We start from the raw sequence: 15,241 nt of genomic DNA on the forward strand, positions 1-15,241 counted from the left end.
TTAGTGCTCCTCCAAAATTTGAGGTCCTTGCTCATTAACTTTTGAGATATAACATTCATTATCGAGCCCGATTTCATCAAACGCCTGTTGCATTCCTTTTCCTGCATCTACCGCCTGTTCTATTGTGGATGAAAGTGCAAAAACTGACGGACCGGAACCGGAAATGCCACTGCCTAAAACTCCCGCTTTTATAGCAGCTTCTTTAACCTTATCAAAACCAGGTATTAATACCGAACGAACAGGTTCAATAATTTCGTCATGCAGTGAGCGAGAAATGAGATCATAATCCCCTTTTAAAAGCCCCGCTACCAGTCCTCCGACATTTCCCCACTGGGTAACTGCCTTTTTGAGAGAGATATCTCTGCGCAGTATGTTCCGTGTATCTTCCGTATTAATTTCAATTTGAGGATGCACTACCGTTGCGAAAAGAGGTTTAGGACATGCCAGACCAAAAACGTCAACTGACTCTTGATCGCGAATGAAAATGATGCCACCCATTAGCGAAGGGGCCACATTATCAAGATGAGCGGTTCCACATGCTACCCGTTCTCCTTCTGCGGCGAACTGTAACAACTCCTTGTCAGCTAGTGGAGCCCCCAATAATCTATTCACCGCCACTACGGCCCCAACAGAGCTGGCAGCACTCGATCCCAGTCCACTGCCCAAAGGCATTTTTTTATGGATTTCCAGCGCAATGCCAGCATCGCATTCCAGGTAATCCAAAAGCATCTGTGCAGCCACACCGGCAGTATTTTCTTCTACAGAAGTTGGCAACATTCCCTCCTCACCGGTTACCTGCACAATCTTAAGTCCATCAAAATCATCTGTATGGCTGGCAACGATCACATCACCGGGCTCCTGCAGGGCAAACCCCATTACATCAAAACCACAGCTCACATTTGCCACAGAAGCAGGTGCAAAAACTTTTACCCGTTCTAAATTATCTTTCAAATTCATCTCACCACTCTTTTCTAAATGAAGGCGCATTACTGATGCGCAGAATATCAGCGATAATACCGCTGGCCGTTACCTCTGCTCCTGCTCCGGGACCTTTTACCACAATAGGACTATCTTTATAATGGCGTGTTTTAAAAGCCACAATATTGTCGCTGCCATCCAAGCCGTAAAAAGGATGGTCCGGGGCAATACTCTCAAGCTTCACCGAAGCATTTCCATCTTCGTACCGAGCGATATAGCACAACTTATTATCATTTTCAGCTGCCCCTTCATATAGTTTCATAAACTCAGAGTCGTAATCCGATAAAATCTCAAAAAACTGATCTACCTTTTCAACCGACCGTGCTTCTTTGGGTACAAGATTTTCGATATCAATATTTTCGAACTCAAGCTTAAATCCTGCTTCCCTTGTTAATATGAGTAGTTTTCGGCCCACATCCTGTCCATTCAGGTCTTCGCGGGGATCAGGTTCGGTATATCCTTTTTCACGCGCTGTACGAACTACCTCACTAAAAGGTATGCTGCCATCATAGGTATTAAAAATGTAACTCAACGTACCCGAAAGCACTCCCTCGATACGCATCACATCATCACCAGTTAGGATCTGTTCTTTTAGGGTTGCTACAACCGGCAAACCCGCTCCTACATTCGTCTCATACAAATACGCTACATTATGTTTAAAAGCCAATTTTTGCAGCTTTTCGTATGTTTCCAATGAACTGGAGTTTGCTTTTTTATTTGCGGTAACAATTGAGATATTTGATTTAAGGATTTCATCATATTCATCAGCAATCTCCTCGCTGGCGGTGCAATCGATAAAAATACTATTCGAGAGGTTTAGTCCCGCCATCTTTTCTATAAAACCATCAATATCGGCCCCGTCTCCTTCTACCGCCAAGCGCTCTTCCCATTCATCAATAGCAATACCATCTCTATCGATCAGAAAACTTTTACTATTAGATATTCCCGTAATTTTAAGCTCCAGATGGTATTCTGCAAGAAGCTGTTTCGTCTGCTTTTTCATGAGTTCTAACAGCTTGCCCCCAATAAGTCCAACACCAATAAGAAAGAGGTTTACCGTTTTAACATTCGCCATAAAAAAAGCGTCATGGAGGGTATTCAAAGTTTTAGTCTCATTAGAGCGGTCTACCACAATTGAGATATTACGCTCTGAAGAACCTTGAGCTGTGGCTACTACATTTATCCCGTTTTGGCCCAAAGCCTGAAATACCCGACCCGATATCCCCGGTTTATGCCTCATATCATCACTTACTACCGCTACAATAGAGAGGTCTTTTTCAATCTTTACTTCATCAATGACATCATCTTTCAGTTCATACTTAAACTCCGATTCAATAGCGGCTTGTGCAGCCTCAGCTTGGTCCGGTAAAACAGCCACACAGATCGTATGTTCTGATGATGCTTGGGTAATCATGATAATGTTGATACCGGCATCTGCCAAAGCTCTAAATAATCGCGCCGAAATACCGGTCACACCAATCATCCCACTGCCCCGTACAGTGAGCAAAGTTATATTATCAATTGAAGATATTCCCTTAATAACTGACGGTCCGGGATGTGATTCATTACTAATTGTTGTGCCTTCTTCCCCGGGCTTAAACGTATTTTTTATTTGGATGGGGATAGAAGCTTTCATTGCAGGTTGAAGGGTAGGCGGATATACCACCTTCGCTCCAAAATGGGAGAGCTCCATCGCTTCTTCATAAGAAAGATGAGGAATAACAAAATAGCGTTCTACCTTTCTCGGATCAGCAGTCATGAGTCCTTCAATATCTGTCCATAACTCAATAGTCTCAGCATTTAATGCTGCACTGATTATTGCAGCGGTATAGTCTGATCCACCCCGTCCCAATGTTGTTGAAACTCCCGATAAAGTAGAAGCTACAAATCCCGTTACTATCTGTACAATATCAGGCTCCGCTCGGCCGAAATAGGTTCTGATATTTTCATAGGTTTCATCAAACAGCACCCGTGCCTCCCCAAACTGCTCGTCAGTTTTAATAACTTCCCGGGCATCCAAATAATCAGCTGCAGTATCAGTATCATTTAAAAATTCGCTAATAATAAAAGCTGAAAAACGTTCTCCAAAACCTAAAACAAAATCTCGGGTTCGGTTAGTAAGCTCTCGGGTCAATGAAACGCCATGTAAGACATCATCCAGCTCATTAAACATCATTTTAAATTGAGCCAGTGTTGAACTTTGATTTTCAATACCGATAAGCTCTTTAATTACTGTAATGTGCCGCTCTTCAAGTGTATGTAATATCTCTTGATATTGTTCGTCTCCGTTTGATGCTTTTTCAATAGCGTCCTCAAGTAGATCTGTTACCCCTTCAAAAGCAGAAACCACCACCGCTAAGTGATGGTCTTGCTTTTTCTTATTGATAATACTTTCTACCTGCAGAATAGCATCAGCGGACCCAACTGAGGATCCGCCAAATTTTAATACGCGCATATTTCTCAATTAGAAATTCAAATATAGTTAACGTAATGCATCTTCTAGTTCAAGGGAAGCATCACTGTCAGCGTCACGATACTTGACGATCATCGGACATGCAACATTTAACCCCTGCTCTTTTGCCCAGTCGCTACTCATAGGCCGTGTTCCCGGAACAACAACAGCTCGCTCAGGAATATCTGCCCCTTTACCCAATATCTCTTCGTTTACACAATCGTACACAGGTATAGATTTTGAAAGGGTTACACCGGGTGCAATTACAGCTCCTTTTTTAACTAAAATTCCTTCCACTACTACTGAACCTGCTCCAATGAAACAGTCATCCTCAATAACAACGGGGGATAAGCCTACAGGCTCAAGCACGCCACCCAGCTGTACTCCTGCCGAAAGGTGTACATTCTTACCAACTTGGGCACATGATCCTACCAGAGCATGGCTATCGATCATCGAACCTTCATCGACATATCCGCCAACATTGATATAAGCAGGAGGCATAATAATTACACCGGGAGCTACATAAGCACCCCGCCGGACCGAAGATCCACCAGGCACAAGCCGGACTTGCTGGTTAGCTGAAAAACGTCGAGGTGGCAAATTATGCTTGTCAACGAAACCATCATAAATGCCGGAGTATTCCGTATTTTTCCCTTCGCCAAAAGATTCTAAAATAGCTTCTTTCACTTCCCGATTTGCTTCCCAGCCGTCTCCTTTTGGTTCTGCTGCTCGAAGTTCACCGGTTTCCAATTTATCTAAAACATCTTCCCAATCCATATCACTCATCAGTTAATAAAATTTAAAAATAGAGGTTAAAATATACGTTGATCCCTAAGGTATTAACTATATACCGCCAGGTAATAAAGAATTATTAATTGCGAATTACTACTTATTTGTTTTGTTATACCACTGCTGGATCATATTATCAGCATTTTTCAACAGGCTTATGTCATCCACCTCATCAGTCGTAAGTGGTGGGCGTAGTGATGCATTTTCAATCCAGCCCTTTTCCTGCAGCAGCACCTTTGCCGGTACAGGATTGGGCCATTTGAATAATATATCCGTGCATTCTTGCCATAATGGTAACAGTTCCGGTCCACGGCCATCAAGGCACCAATCAACATATTGGTGAGTTTCTTTAGGCCAAACATTTGCCGCCACAGAAACTAAGCCATCACATCCTGCCATCGCAAAAAATGGCAACAAACCGTCATCACCACTATAAAAAGCGATATCGTCAGCTGTTTTTCGGTACTGCTGAAAATCATCAATACTACCGCTGGCTTCTTTAACTGCTGCGAAGTTAGGATGATCGGCCAGCTCTTTTAACACAAGCAAACTCATTTTCGAACCTGTACGTGATGGCACATTATAGAGCATGCAGGGGCGTTCAGCTGTATCCAGCAGTGATTTAAACCATTTAACCTGTCCTTTGGGACCCGGCTTTGCGTACAACGGAGTAACCAATAAAAATGAATCAACATCAAAATCATGACAATACTCTATCCAGGCGATCTGGTTTCGGAGGTTGAATCCCCCGACCCCAACCATAATAGGTACTTCTATATTTAAGCTCGTTGCAGTTTTTACGACTTGCTTCTTATCCTCTAGACCAAGGGCAAGCCCTTCTCCGGTACTACCCAGAATGAGTACACCATTACCGGCTTCATCTTGCCGATGAATAAGTGACGCAAGTCCATCAAGATCGAGATCCCCGTTTTCTTTCATGGGGGTCACAATTGCGGTATAAAGTTGTGTATCCGTTAGACTCATAATTGTTTCATTATATTATCAAAGATAGTGGAAAGACGGTGAAAACCAGGATCTACCTCCTCTTTCACCAATTGTTCAGCTGCCCATATGGCACCCTCAGCAAAAATCTTTCGATCGTGTGCTTCATGTTCCAGTTTAATAGATTCTGTATCAGAAGATACTTCCAGCTGATGAATCCCTTTGATATCTCCTTTACGCTCAGAGGTTATTTCAGCATCCTTGCCAAGCCACTCTTCCCAGGATATAGCTGTACCACTGGGGGCATCCTGTTTGTGAACATGGTGGATCTCATGAATATGAAAAGTAGGATCAGTAAGTACCGATGAACTCTGCCCAATCACGTTAAGACATCGACGCACAATATTCATCCCCAAACTAAAATTTGATGCTCGCAGCCATTTAATATTTTTCTGTTTTAACTGGGCATCCAAGTCACCGGGCCACTCATATCCCGTAGTACCCCATGCAGCAGGTATCCCCGACTCCAGCAGAGGTTCTATCAGCTCTTCGACTGCGGGCCCGGGCACAAATAGAATCGCCGCATCCGCTTTCTCAAGCTCCTTTGCAGAAGGTTTATTTGTAGAATCAAAGGGACCTACAATCTGATCTTTGTCAAGAATTTCTAATACTTTACCACCAGTTTTACCGGTTCCAATAACAGCAAATTTCATATCTCTATTTCAATTAATCTCAAAAATGAACAATAAGTATAACCTTTTGAAGATCGATTTTCATACCATTTGCGCATATCCCCTAATATAATGTAGATTCAGACGTAATTATTTAACAAAATCAGCTTATGTTTAATATTCTTGCTACTCCGGTTTTTACAAATGATGCTGTTGTACTGGGAATTCTCCTAGTCATTTTGGCGGCTATCTTTATTACCTCGAACAGTGACAATCCCAAATGGCAAAAATTCTATACCTTTGTGCCATCGCTGTTGCTCTGCTATTTTATCCCATCGATACTAAATTCGATGGGACTGATATCCGGAGAAGAATCCAATTTATACTTTGTAGCTTCTCGATATCTCCTACCAGCCAGTTTAGTACTACTAACTATCAGTATCGATTTTAAAGGAATAATTGGTCTTGGTCCCAAAGCAATTATCATGTTCTTAGCAGGAACAGTAGGTATCGTTATTGGTGGGCCACTAGCCTTAATTACGGTTAGTTACTTTGCGCCGGAAATGACGGGCGGTGCCGGTCCCGAGGCTTTATGGCGAGGACTTTCAACCGTTGCAGGAAGCTGGATTGGTGGCGGGGCCAACCAAACAGCGATGTTCGAAGTCTTTGACCCCAGTGCTAAACTTTTTTCAGCAATGGTTACAGTAGATATTATTGTAGCAAATATCTGGCTTGCCTTTCTTCTTTATGGGGCAGGCATTTCAGAGAAAATTGATGCATGGTTTAAGGCTGATGCTTCTCCAATTACGGAATTGCGTAAAAAAATTGAGGACTATAAAGCCAGTATTGCTAAAATAGCAACACTCGCTGATATCACTACAATCGTTGCTGTTGCTTTTGCAATAACCGCGATAGGTCATTTGGGCGCTGACTTTATGGCTCCTTTAATCGGCGAAAACTTCCCCGAACTCAGCAAGCTTAGCCTGGATTCCCGCTTTTTCTGGATTATTGTAATTGCAACCACAGGTGGCTTGGTGCTCTCCTTTACACGAGCCCGCAAACTTGAGGGTGCCGGTGCGTCAAAAATCGGAAGCCTATTTTTATACGTTTTAGTAGCTACAATAGGGATGAAAATGGATGTATTGGCTATTTTCGAAAATCCGGGCTTCTTCCTCATTGGTCTTTTCTGGATCATTATTCACGTCATAATCCTCTTCATAACAGCAAAAGTTATCAATGCCCCTTTCTTCTTTGTAGCGGTGGGTAGTCAAGCCAATGTTGGCGGGGCTGCCTCAGCTCCTATCGTTGCTTCGGCCTTTCACCCGGCCCTGGCCCCTGTGGGTGTTTTGTTGGCTGTCTTGGGATACGCCCTCGGAACCTATGCCGCTTGGTTTTGCGCTATATTGATGAAATATGCCAGTATGTAAATTAAGTGGAAAGAAGTGGGGTTACCCACTTCTTTCTAAAACTTAAGGTGTAGAACATTTTTACTTACAATTCTTTGCTGATTAAGGGGAATAGAGTCCGTATATTTGAGTTCTAATTTGAATTCGTATTTCCCACACTGCTTCATGCGTATCCTTAAATTTGTAGGTGCTTTTGTCGGCACATTTTTGCTCATCTTTTTTCTCGCTTTTGGCTTTAACCTTGATGCTCTTTCTACCCTTTTTAAAAACAGCGGAGACCTGCAAGAAGGACAAGAGTGGGTTACACAGGCAACCTCTCTTCGCGGATTAACTGACTATATTGGGGAAAACCCTCAACATTCAGCTGTGGTCTCTCGATCTGGCATCAATCCAGATACAACCATTGCATATAACAAAGACAGTCTTCACACGATGGGAACACTGTCAAACTTTTTTCTTATTACTACTTATACAAGATTGGTAGAAAACGAGCAGATTAATCCCGATACACTTATTTCGATTGAAGATATTGATCGCTACCAACTGCCTTATATAGATGCCTCAAATCACGAAAATGCTAAGGCAGTTCTGACTGATGAAGGCTATATTAATACTCAAAACAAGGCCCCATTGCAGGCGTTGGTGAGTAAAGCTATTATCTACAATGATTTAGCAATCTCGGATTATCTGTACTATAAATTGGGGCCAGCCGAAATCAAACGTACGATTTCAAATCTTGATTTAAAAAACACAGATACGCCCCTTCCTTTTTCAGGATTATATATTGTCTCACACCCCGGATTACACGGTAATGATTTCAAAACGCATTTTGACCAACTCCAATCACTCCCTGATAGCACTTTCCGAGATTCTGTACACGAAGTAACAAAAAAGTATATAAACGAATCCGCCTTCCATCAATTGGTCAATTCCCATTTTTCTGAGCAACAGGGATTAGGAGTAGGATTTAAAGAACGACGAGATTTACTGCATTTCTTCCCAAAATCTACAGCTTCAGAACTCTCGCAGTTAATGATAAAGCTAGAACAAGACCGTATACTTTCCCCGGCCATCTCGAAACGGGTAAAGGAAATAATGAGCTGGCCGTATAAGCAACAAAGCCTAAACAGTGATTTTAAGTATTATGGGGCTATATATGATAACCGTCTAGGGCTCCTAAATGGTATTGATTACGGGGCATCCGTATATTCAGGAGAACCCTTTGGACAAGCAGTGTTCTTTGACTCTCTTCAAGTTGCATTCTGGTTTCATATGAGTAGTAACCTGATGCACCAAGATTACCAACAGAGACTAATGTGGGATCCCGCCCTGCGAACGGCTACACTTCAGGAAATCAATAAATAGTTTATATTGCCATAAATCTGTATTCATTAAACTACTTTTATTATGGCTAAATCAGGAAAAGTAAATGAAACGGTACGCGGTGGAATAACATTAGGCACAGCATTAGCTGTCACTATATCTTGGTCACTGAATAAATCTATCTTGTGGGCTATTATTCACGGATTACTCAGCTGGTTCTACGTAATCTATTATGCATTTTTTCTATAACTAATTTGCAATATTTTCTAAATGAAAAATTATAAATTCCTTTACCTTTTTTGGCTTCTCCCTTTGTCTTTTCTCTTTCTAATTGGACAACAAGGCCTAGTTTATTATGGAATTGATGATACCTTCGAAAATGGCACCAGTTATACTGCAGAAGTCGTAGATTTCGATCTAAAACAAATTGCTGCCCAAACAAATGGTTATATTATTCTTCGGTTTGAGACAAAAACGGGTGAAGAAATTGAGCGAAAACTTTCTCTGCCTATAGAAATGGCCGGCGAGCTACAACAAATTCGGGTGGTTCCTATTCGTTATAATCCGGGGGGATGGCAAGAGATTCTTCTTTTACCAACGATAGAAACGCAAAAAAACTTGGTATGGACCAATGCTTTGATGGCTTTTGTTGCCCTCCTTATTACACTGGCAATAGCAATAACTGCTCATCGCTTTGCAAATAAAAAATTATCTGAAGAACAAGAAGAGCTCGTTTTTGAAAGAATTGATTAGGTGATTATGGCTGCGGATAAATCTGAGAAAGGAACCCTTTATCTTATTCCTAATACGCTGGGCAAAACCCCTGAAAATAATACGATTCCCGAATATGTATTAAACATTATTCGGAAGCTAGATGTGCTCATTGTTGAAAACGTACAAACGACATCGCGATATCTGCAATGGGTGGGTGAAACGATACCGGAATATGAAATTGATTTCTTTCTTTTAAATAAAAAGACACCGGTACAAGAAATTATTTCTTTTATAAGCCCCTTAAAACAGGGAAAAGATGCCGGGTTAATTTCTGAGGCGGGCTGTCCGGTTGTTGCTGATCCGGGCTCAGAGCTCATCAAACTAGCCCACGATAATGACATTAACGTTTCACCGCTGGTAGGTCCCTCATCTATCCTGCTGGCTTTGATGGGCTCCGGGTTTAACGGGCAGCAGTTTAGTTTTCACGGCTACCTGCCCATTAATAAGAACAAACGCCAATCAGCCATCGTTGACCTTGAAAATGAATCAAGAAAAAAGGGAAGCACTCAAATATTTATGGAAGCCCCCCACCGCAATGATGCCGTAAAAAAAGATGTAATCAGGCTTTGCCAACCCCAAACACGGTTTTGTACCGCTACAAATCTCACACTTCCCCAAGAAGATATTCGTTCTCAGAAGATATCGGAATGGCGTAAAAATACCGGCCCCTCTATTCACAAAGAACCGACTATATTTCTGATCCATGCATAAAAAAGCCTGCTTCTGTACTATAGAAACAGGCTTTCAAATAATTTTATAATGAATAACGTCGGCTACGCTCCCGCACTTTCAAGCATATGCACTATGTCATCATAATGGTGAGTGCTTGCTTGATCCTTGGCGGTCCAACCTCGATCATCCACCACACTAACATCACTGTGATGTTGAATTAAGAGCTGTACGATATCTTGATAACCGTTGTTCGAGGCCCAATATAAAGCATTTGTTCCACGATTATCTCGAATATTAACATCAGCTCCATGTTCCAAAAGTATCTGCACAACATTAAGGTGTCCGTGCTTTGCTGCTTTCATCAATGCTGTACGATTGTGCTCATCAGCAGTATTAACATCTTCGCCATGTTGAAGACGTTGTTTCACTTCTACTCTATCTCCGTTCTCTGCTGCTTCTAGAAAAGCGTTTTCTTCCATATCTCATCTCCTTCATTAAGTTGAGGTGGGTGTGTATTTATATTTTAAATGATTCCGTGACCAGAGTCAACTTTTGAAGGAGATTAAAACCCTTCTTTAAAAAGAACAGGGGGTGCATATAGCACCCCCTGTAAAATAGCTATGGACTATTTCAATCTTACTCTAAACCAAGCACTTTTTTTCCCTGTTTAAAAGTAACATCTACGGGAATAGATTCCTCAGAAAGGCGATCCAGCGACCGCTGCAGCTGTTCACCGACTTTCCCATACTCTTCAACAAAGGCTTCTACTCCCTCATAATCTCCATCACCCTGTAATGTCAGTATTTTATTCGACAAAGAGTCTGTAGCTTTAGCAATCCTGTCAAAGTTAACACGATAGGTATTTGATTCTTCATCATAAGCAAAAGCTCCTTTTTCCTTAAAATAATTGAATCGAATAAGATTGGCTTTACCATGTGCACTTGAGGAGCCAAAACGAATAGATCGGAAGATACTTGCCATAAAAGTTACGTAATTATCTTCTATCGAACCTTCAGTTACCAGCTTGTCTTTTCTTAACTCAGAAACCATATAAAGTCCCAATACATCGGCCTTCCCCTCTTCCAGTGCTGACGCATACTCTTTTAGAGCTTCCCGCACAGTTCCCTTGTCGGTAATAGTATTTTTAATACCCAGCCCGTGTGCAACTTCGTGGAACATGGTGTTTCCAAAGAAGGCATCGAAGGTGATATTCTTACGCTGATCTTCAGCAATTAACTCCGCAGAAATCGGCTCTAATATCTTATCGTATTTAGCCCGCATCGCATTTTTGAGCTGTAACCGCCGTGTACCTTTTTCCAGCTGTACTTCCTCGTCATTGGGCAAATTAATAGCAATAGTTTTGGAGCCAGCATTAGCATCCCCGGCATAATAAATGGCATCGTAAGCGTTCAAATCAGAATCGCGGCCCGGTGTTTCCTGTTTATACTTCTCGTCTACCGGTAAACCTTTCTGCAGTTCAGGTAACACTTTCGCATATTTTGATAACCGTTCACTCCACTCTTTATCTTTGACTAATACAAAAGTTTCGTGAGCCGCTTTATATCCAAACAGTTGATCTTCATAAGTTTCGATAGGTCCGATAACAACTTCAATGGTATTCTCTTTCATATCCATCCACGCCATATCACTGGCTCGGTAATTATCTGTTAATAACGCTTCGGCACGGAGGTTGAGATATTTTTTAAGTCCTTCATCTTCAGCTAATTCTGCTGCTTCCTTTAACTTCTGAGCCGCTTTCTTATGTTGGGCCGAAAAAGCTTCATAATAGGGGACTGTTTTTAGATCCCCATCATCATCGCGGCGTACCAGCGTATATAAATCATCTTTTTCCTCAGAGTCCCAGTTATTAAATTCCTCTTTCGTCATATCACTGGGATAAAAGTTGGCTCCTTCCGGCTTGGCGCCAACACCATTTACAAAAGGCTCGTTGCCATTCAAACGATCCCAGGGGCCATAATTAATTTCTGCAAAACGCTTCGCCTTGGGATTATCGAGGTTCTCCATCAGCTTACTCTTATCTCCATAGGCCTCCATCCAAAACACCTCTTCCATCTCCTTCGCAGCATCAATAAGTAGTGGGATCATCTTTTTTTGGTTTTCACTAAGTCCCGACAAATCAGCATCCAGAGTAAACTCGGTATATTGATTTAGCCTATCATCTATACTCATCCCTTCTTTTTTGTTATTGGTTGTTTCTGTACAAGAGATCGCCCAAAAAACAGCCAAACAAAGCGTACAAATACTTTTAACAGTTATTGATTTCATCATTAATGGATACAATTAAATTAAAGTGATTGTTTGAGCAACTAATTAACCACAAATAGAGTATTTAATGTTAAGTTTCCAATATCACTTTTAAAAATGATATCTCTTAAAGAGAATAAAAAACACTAGTAAAAAAGATACAAGTATATGCTCTTTTATTGTTGCTCAAATATTAGTTAATTTCGACCATAGTTTTCAGTACTCAATTTGAAATTAAAGGTGTCAGTCAATCCTATTTTATATAAACTGTGGATGAGCATGTTCAGTCAGTATCTATTACTGTCAGTATTGGGTTGTCTCTTTTTGTTGCAACCACAAGCTCAACTTCAAGCCCAAGACAACATTCTTGATCGAGTTTCAGTAGCCCAACGCAGTGATGGTCAGGGATATGTAAGCCGGTTTCACATGTCTCAACCGGTAGACTCCTTTAATGTGTATCAGCCCAGCATTGACCTTATTCAAATGACCCTGTACAGTAGTAAAATCGATACTACTGAAATAAACCTTCCCGAACAGTCTCAGATCTATGATGAAATCAGCTTTTATGATATCCCCAACGGCATCGGTGTTGATCTTTACATCACCAAGGATAAATACTTTAAAAGCAAAGCATACCACGATGCAAACAGTGACGACCTACTGTTAGGACTTACCACAACAAATAAAATTGATCTCGAGTATGTGACTCGGGATATGGAACCACTCATCTGGTCGCGCCTTACTATGAATGCTGAAAGCCTTTTAGTGGATGACACAGATGCTATACCCGACAACCAGCTGAATAGCAACTCTGATTACGATAAATTTAAAGATAAGCTTAAATTTGATGTCGTCGTTATTGATCCCGGTCATGGAGGACATGATCCAGGTTCAATAGGATATAAGAATGTTAAAGAGAAAGATATAGTACTTGATATTGCTAAAAAAGTGGGGGGCTATATTGAAGAACACCTCCCCAATGTAAAAGTAATTTATACCCGCGACGATGATACTTTTGTAGGCCTAAAAGAACGAGGCAGTATTGCCAACAAGGCGGAAGGGGACCTTTTTATTTCTTTACATTGCAATTCATTTTCATCGCGACAACCTCACGGTACCGAAGTATACTTTCTGGGGCTAGAAAAAAGTGAAACAGCTCTCGAGGTTATGAAACGTGAGAACAGAGTAGTACGGGCCGATAATGACACTGAACAAAAAGAGCTAACACAGGAAGAGTTATTAATTTATGAACTTGCAAACAGCGGTTATATAGCAAGCAGTGAACATATAGCCGGTATGCTGGAACACCAATTCGATGATCGTGCTCAGCGTCGCTCGCGGGGAGTAAAACAAGCTCGTTTTGTTGTTTTATATCACGCCTCAATGCCAGCAGTATTGGTAGAAGCAGGGTTTATAAGTAATCCCAGCGAAGCCCGATATCTTACTTCAGACTATGGACAAAGCATTATTGCTTCGGCAATATTCCGATCGATACGAAATTACAAAAAGAAATACGAGAAGAGTCAACACTTTAACACTAAATAAAATCACCAATTGGAATCATTAATTATTGGCGTTGCCGGCGGCAGCGGATCTGGAAAAACAACCGTCGTTAAGCATATTATTGAAGCTGTTGGCAAAGAAAACATTTTATTGCTCCAGCATGATTCATACTACCGCGATCTCAAACACCTCCCCTTCGAAGAACGGACCAAACAAAACTTTGACCATCCTTCTGCCCTTGAAACAGAGTTAATGATTCGTCATCTCAAAGCCCTGAAAGAAGGATACCAGGTAGAAGTACCCATTTATGATTTCACTAAGCATATTCGTAAAGAAAAAACGAATCTCGTAGAGCCCAAGAAAATAATTCTTATCGACGGTATCCTTATTTTTACTGAGAAAGAATTACGCGATCAGATGGATATCAAGCTGTATGTAGATACTGATGACGATATTAGGCTACTTCGTAGAATACAACGAGATATCGTAGAACGTGATCGGCAGTTAGAAAATGTACTCTCTCAGTACCAAAAGTTTGTACGTCCTATGCACCTTGAATTTGTGGAACCAACTAAACGTTATGCCGATATTATTATACCACGCGGCGGTGAAAACCAAGTTGCACTGGATATGGTGAATGCCCTAATCCAAGAACGATTGCAAAAAAAGTAACAACAGGGAATGAAATTGAAGCTCCTATTGCTTCTGTAACTAGGTCATTACAAAATAACTAACAGTATCTATTATGGATATAAATGGGAAAATTGGCATTGTTACCGGTGCAAGCAGTGGAATCGGAACGGCATTTAGCAGTGCCCTCATTGAGAACGGAGCAACAGTCTACGGATTAGCACGTAGCACCCAAAAGCTGGAAAACATCCAGAAAAAAATGGGTGAGCAATTTATTCCAATTACACTGGATATCACTGACTACAAAGCTGTTGAACAATGGATTCAGGATACCTTTTCTGAGCAAAATCAGCCTGACATCCTGATCAATAATGCAGGCCTCGGACGCTTTGGAGAAGTGGACAAACTTTCTATTAAGGATTGGGATGATATGATTAAGACCAACCTGTCCGGAACGTTTTATATGACCAGGAAATTGGTGCCCTTCATGAAGACGAATGAATCCGTTTGTCATATCATTAATATTGCTTCTATTGCCGGCAAAATAGGCAATCCACAGCTTACCGGTTATAATGCCTCAAAATTTGGAGTACGCGGTTTTAGTGAAGCTTTGTTTAAAGAGGTGCGTTATGATGGTATTAAGGTAACTTGTTTTTACCCCGGTTCTATTGCCACCAACTTCTTTGAGCAAGTTGATATGGATACCCATTCAAACATGATGCAACCCGGTGATGTCGCCAAGGTTATGGTAAATATCCTGCAAACACCAGATAATTTCCTTATTAATGATATCACAATGAGACCTCTAAACCCCAAACCGCCATCAGAGCAATAAA

At 41.3% G+C, this 15,241-nt stretch carries 15 protein-coding genes; 8 read left to right on the top strand and 7 right to left on the bottom strand.

Annotated features, from left to right (window positions below):
* From FCN14_RS06625 to FCN14_RS06645, 5 genes are all read right to left on the bottom strand, one after another.
* Complete coding sequence (locus FCN14_RS06625; protein ID WP_138430421.1) at positions 1 to 957, bottom strand: homoserine kinase; 957 nt, start codon at positions 955 to 957, stop codon at positions 1 to 3.
* A 1-nt stretch (position 958) separates the two neighbouring features.
* Positions 959 to 3,433 (bottom strand): bifunctional aspartate kinase/homoserine dehydrogenase I, encoded by a 2,475-nt coding sequence (gene thrA / locus FCN14_RS06630; protein WP_138430422.1) that lies wholly within the window; start codon positions 3,431 to 3,433, stop codon positions 959 to 961.
* A gap of 27 nt (positions 3,434 to 3,460) precedes the next feature.
* Positions 3,461 to 4,207, bottom strand: a complete 747-nt coding sequence (locus FCN14_RS06635) for a 2,3,4,5-tetrahydropyridine-2,6-dicarboxylate N-succinyltransferase (RefSeq protein ID WP_138430423.1) — start codon at positions 4,205 to 4,207, stop codon at positions 3,461 to 3,463.
* A gap of 108 nt (positions 4,208 to 4,315) precedes the next feature.
* Positions 4,316 to 5,203: a 4-hydroxy-tetrahydrodipicolinate synthase gene (dapA, locus tag FCN14_RS06640; protein WP_138430424.1), complete on the bottom strand. Its 888-nt coding sequence runs from the start codon at positions 5,201 to 5,203 to the stop codon at positions 4,316 to 4,318.
* The gene (locus FCN14_RS06645; RefSeq protein ID WP_138430425.1) at positions 5,200 to 5,874 is read right to left on the bottom strand and encodes a dihydrodipicolinate reductase C-terminal domain-containing protein; all 675 of its coding nucleotides are present in this window, start codon (positions 5,872 to 5,874) and stop codon (positions 5,200 to 5,202) included. The genes dapA and FCN14_RS06645 overlap by 4 nt, the downstream gene beginning before the upstream one ends.
* A gap of 128 nt (positions 5,875 to 6,002) precedes the next feature.
* Here FCN14_RS06645 and FCN14_RS06650 point away from each other — a divergent pair, with 128 nt between their 5' ends.
* The 5 genes from FCN14_RS06650 to FCN14_RS06665 all read left to right on the top strand — a co-directional run bounded on the left by FCN14_RS06650 (position 6,003) and on the right by FCN14_RS06665 (position 10,046).
* Positions 6,003 to 7,259, top strand: a complete 1,257-nt coding sequence (locus FCN14_RS06650; RefSeq protein WP_138430426.1) for a DUF819 family protein — start codon at positions 6,003 to 6,005, stop codon at positions 7,257 to 7,259.
* A 144-nt stretch (positions 7,260 to 7,403) separates the two neighbouring features.
* The gene (locus tag FCN14_RS06655; protein ID WP_138430427.1) at positions 7,404 to 8,603 is read left to right on the top strand and encodes a serine hydrolase; all 1,200 of its coding nucleotides are present in this window, start codon (positions 7,404 to 7,406) and stop codon (positions 8,601 to 8,603) included.
* A gap of 42 nt (positions 8,604 to 8,645) precedes the next feature.
* On the top strand, positions 8,646 to 8,810 hold the full coding sequence (locus FCN14_RS15720) for a hypothetical protein (RefSeq protein WP_165267652.1): 165 nt from the start codon (positions 8,646 to 8,648) through the stop codon (positions 8,808 to 8,810).
* A 21-nt stretch (positions 8,811 to 8,831) separates the two neighbouring features.
* Complete coding sequence (locus FCN14_RS06660; protein WP_138430428.1) at positions 8,832 to 9,314, top strand: hypothetical protein; 483 nt, start codon at positions 8,832 to 8,834, stop codon at positions 9,312 to 9,314.
* Between the two features lie 6 nt (positions 9,315 to 9,320).
* Positions 9,321 to 10,046, top strand: a complete 726-nt coding sequence (locus tag FCN14_RS06665) for an SAM-dependent methyltransferase (RefSeq protein WP_138430429.1) — start codon at positions 9,321 to 9,323, stop codon at positions 10,044 to 10,046.
* Positions 10,047 to 10,108: 62 nt separating this feature from the next.
* Here FCN14_RS06665 and FCN14_RS06670 read toward each other — a convergent pair whose 3' ends face one another.
* Entirely contained in the window at positions 10,109 to 10,486 is a 378-nt protein-coding gene (locus tag FCN14_RS06670; protein WP_138430430.1) for an ankyrin repeat domain-containing protein, read from the bottom strand.
* A gap of 157 nt (positions 10,487 to 10,643) precedes the next feature.
* Positions 10,644 to 12,296 carry a DUF8614 domain-containing protein gene (locus FCN14_RS06675; RefSeq protein WP_138430431.1) on the bottom strand — a complete coding sequence of 551 codons (1,653 nt, stop codon included), beginning with the start codon at positions 12,294 to 12,296 and terminating at the stop codon, positions 10,644 to 10,646.
* A 255-nt stretch (positions 12,297 to 12,551) separates the two neighbouring features.
* Here FCN14_RS06675 and FCN14_RS15875 point away from each other — a divergent pair, with 255 nt between their 5' ends.
* From FCN14_RS15875 to FCN14_RS06690, 3 genes are all read left to right on the top strand, one after another.
* Positions 12,552 to 13,817: an N-acetylmuramoyl-L-alanine amidase family protein gene (locus FCN14_RS15875; protein WP_212747578.1), complete on the top strand. Its 1,266-nt coding sequence runs from the start codon at positions 12,552 to 12,554 to the stop codon at positions 13,815 to 13,817.
* 9 nt (positions 13,818 to 13,826) lie between these two features.
* Complete coding sequence (gene udk / locus FCN14_RS06685) at positions 13,827 to 14,447, top strand: uridine kinase (RefSeq protein WP_138430432.1); 621 nt, start codon at positions 13,827 to 13,829, stop codon at positions 14,445 to 14,447.
* Between the two features lie 73 nt (positions 14,448 to 14,520).
* On the top strand, positions 14,521 to 15,240 hold the full coding sequence (locus FCN14_RS06690; protein ID WP_138430433.1) for an SDR family oxidoreductase: 720 nt from the start codon (positions 14,521 to 14,523) through the stop codon (positions 15,238 to 15,240).
* The last annotated feature ends 1 nt before the right edge of the window (position 15,241 follow it).

Origin of the sequence: Fodinibius saliphilus, from assembly GCF_005869845.1 — a bacterium.
Classification (GTDB): Bacteria; Bacteroidota; Rhodothermia; order Balneolales; family Balneolaceae; genus Fodinibius; species Fodinibius saliphilus.

Coding starts and splice junctions, on each gene's coding strand:
- FCN14_RS06625 (WP_138430421.1), bottom strand. CDS start 957: ATGAATTTGAAAGATAATTTAGAACGGGTAAAAGTTTTTGCACCTGCT.
- thrA (WP_138430422.1), bottom strand. CDS start 3,433: ATGCGCGTATTAAAATTTGGCGGATCCTCAGTTGGGTCCGCTGATGCT.
- FCN14_RS06635 (WP_138430423.1), bottom strand. CDS start 4,207: ATGGATTGGGAAGATGTTTTAGATAAATTGGAAACCGGTGAACTTCGA.
- dapA (WP_138430424.1), bottom strand. CDS start 5,203: ATGAGTCTAACGGATACACAACTTTATACCGCAATTGTGACCCCCATG.
- FCN14_RS06645 (WP_138430425.1), bottom strand. CDS start 5,874: ATGAAATTTGCTGTTATTGGAACCGGTAAAACTGGTGGTAAAGTATTA.
- FCN14_RS06650 (WP_138430426.1), top strand. CDS start 6,003: ATGTTTAATATTCTTGCTACTCCGGTTTTTACAAATGATGCTGTTGTA.
- FCN14_RS06655 (WP_138430427.1), top strand. CDS start 7,404: ATGCGTATCCTTAAATTTGTAGGTGCTTTTGTCGGCACATTTTTGCTC.
- FCN14_RS15720 (WP_165267652.1), top strand. CDS start 8,646: ATGGCTAAATCAGGAAAAGTAAATGAAACGGTACGCGGTGGAATAACA.
- FCN14_RS06660 (WP_138430428.1), top strand. CDS start 8,832: ATGAAAAATTATAAATTCCTTTACCTTTTTTGGCTTCTCCCTTTGTCT.
- FCN14_RS06665 (WP_138430429.1), top strand. CDS start 9,321: ATGGCTGCGGATAAATCTGAGAAAGGAACCCTTTATCTTATTCCTAAT.
- FCN14_RS06670 (WP_138430430.1), bottom strand. CDS start 10,486: ATGGAAGAAAACGCTTTTCTAGAAGCAGCAGAGAACGGAGATAGAGTA.
- FCN14_RS06675 (WP_138430431.1), bottom strand. CDS start 12,296: ATGATGAAATCAATAACTGTTAAAAGTATTTGTACGCTTTGTTTGGCT.
- FCN14_RS15875 (WP_212747578.1), top strand. CDS start 12,552: ATGTTCAGTCAGTATCTATTACTGTCAGTATTGGGTTGTCTCTTTTTG.
- FCN14_RS06690 (WP_138430433.1), top strand. CDS start 14,521: ATGGATATAAATGGGAAAATTGGCATTGTTACCGGTGCAAGCAGTGGA.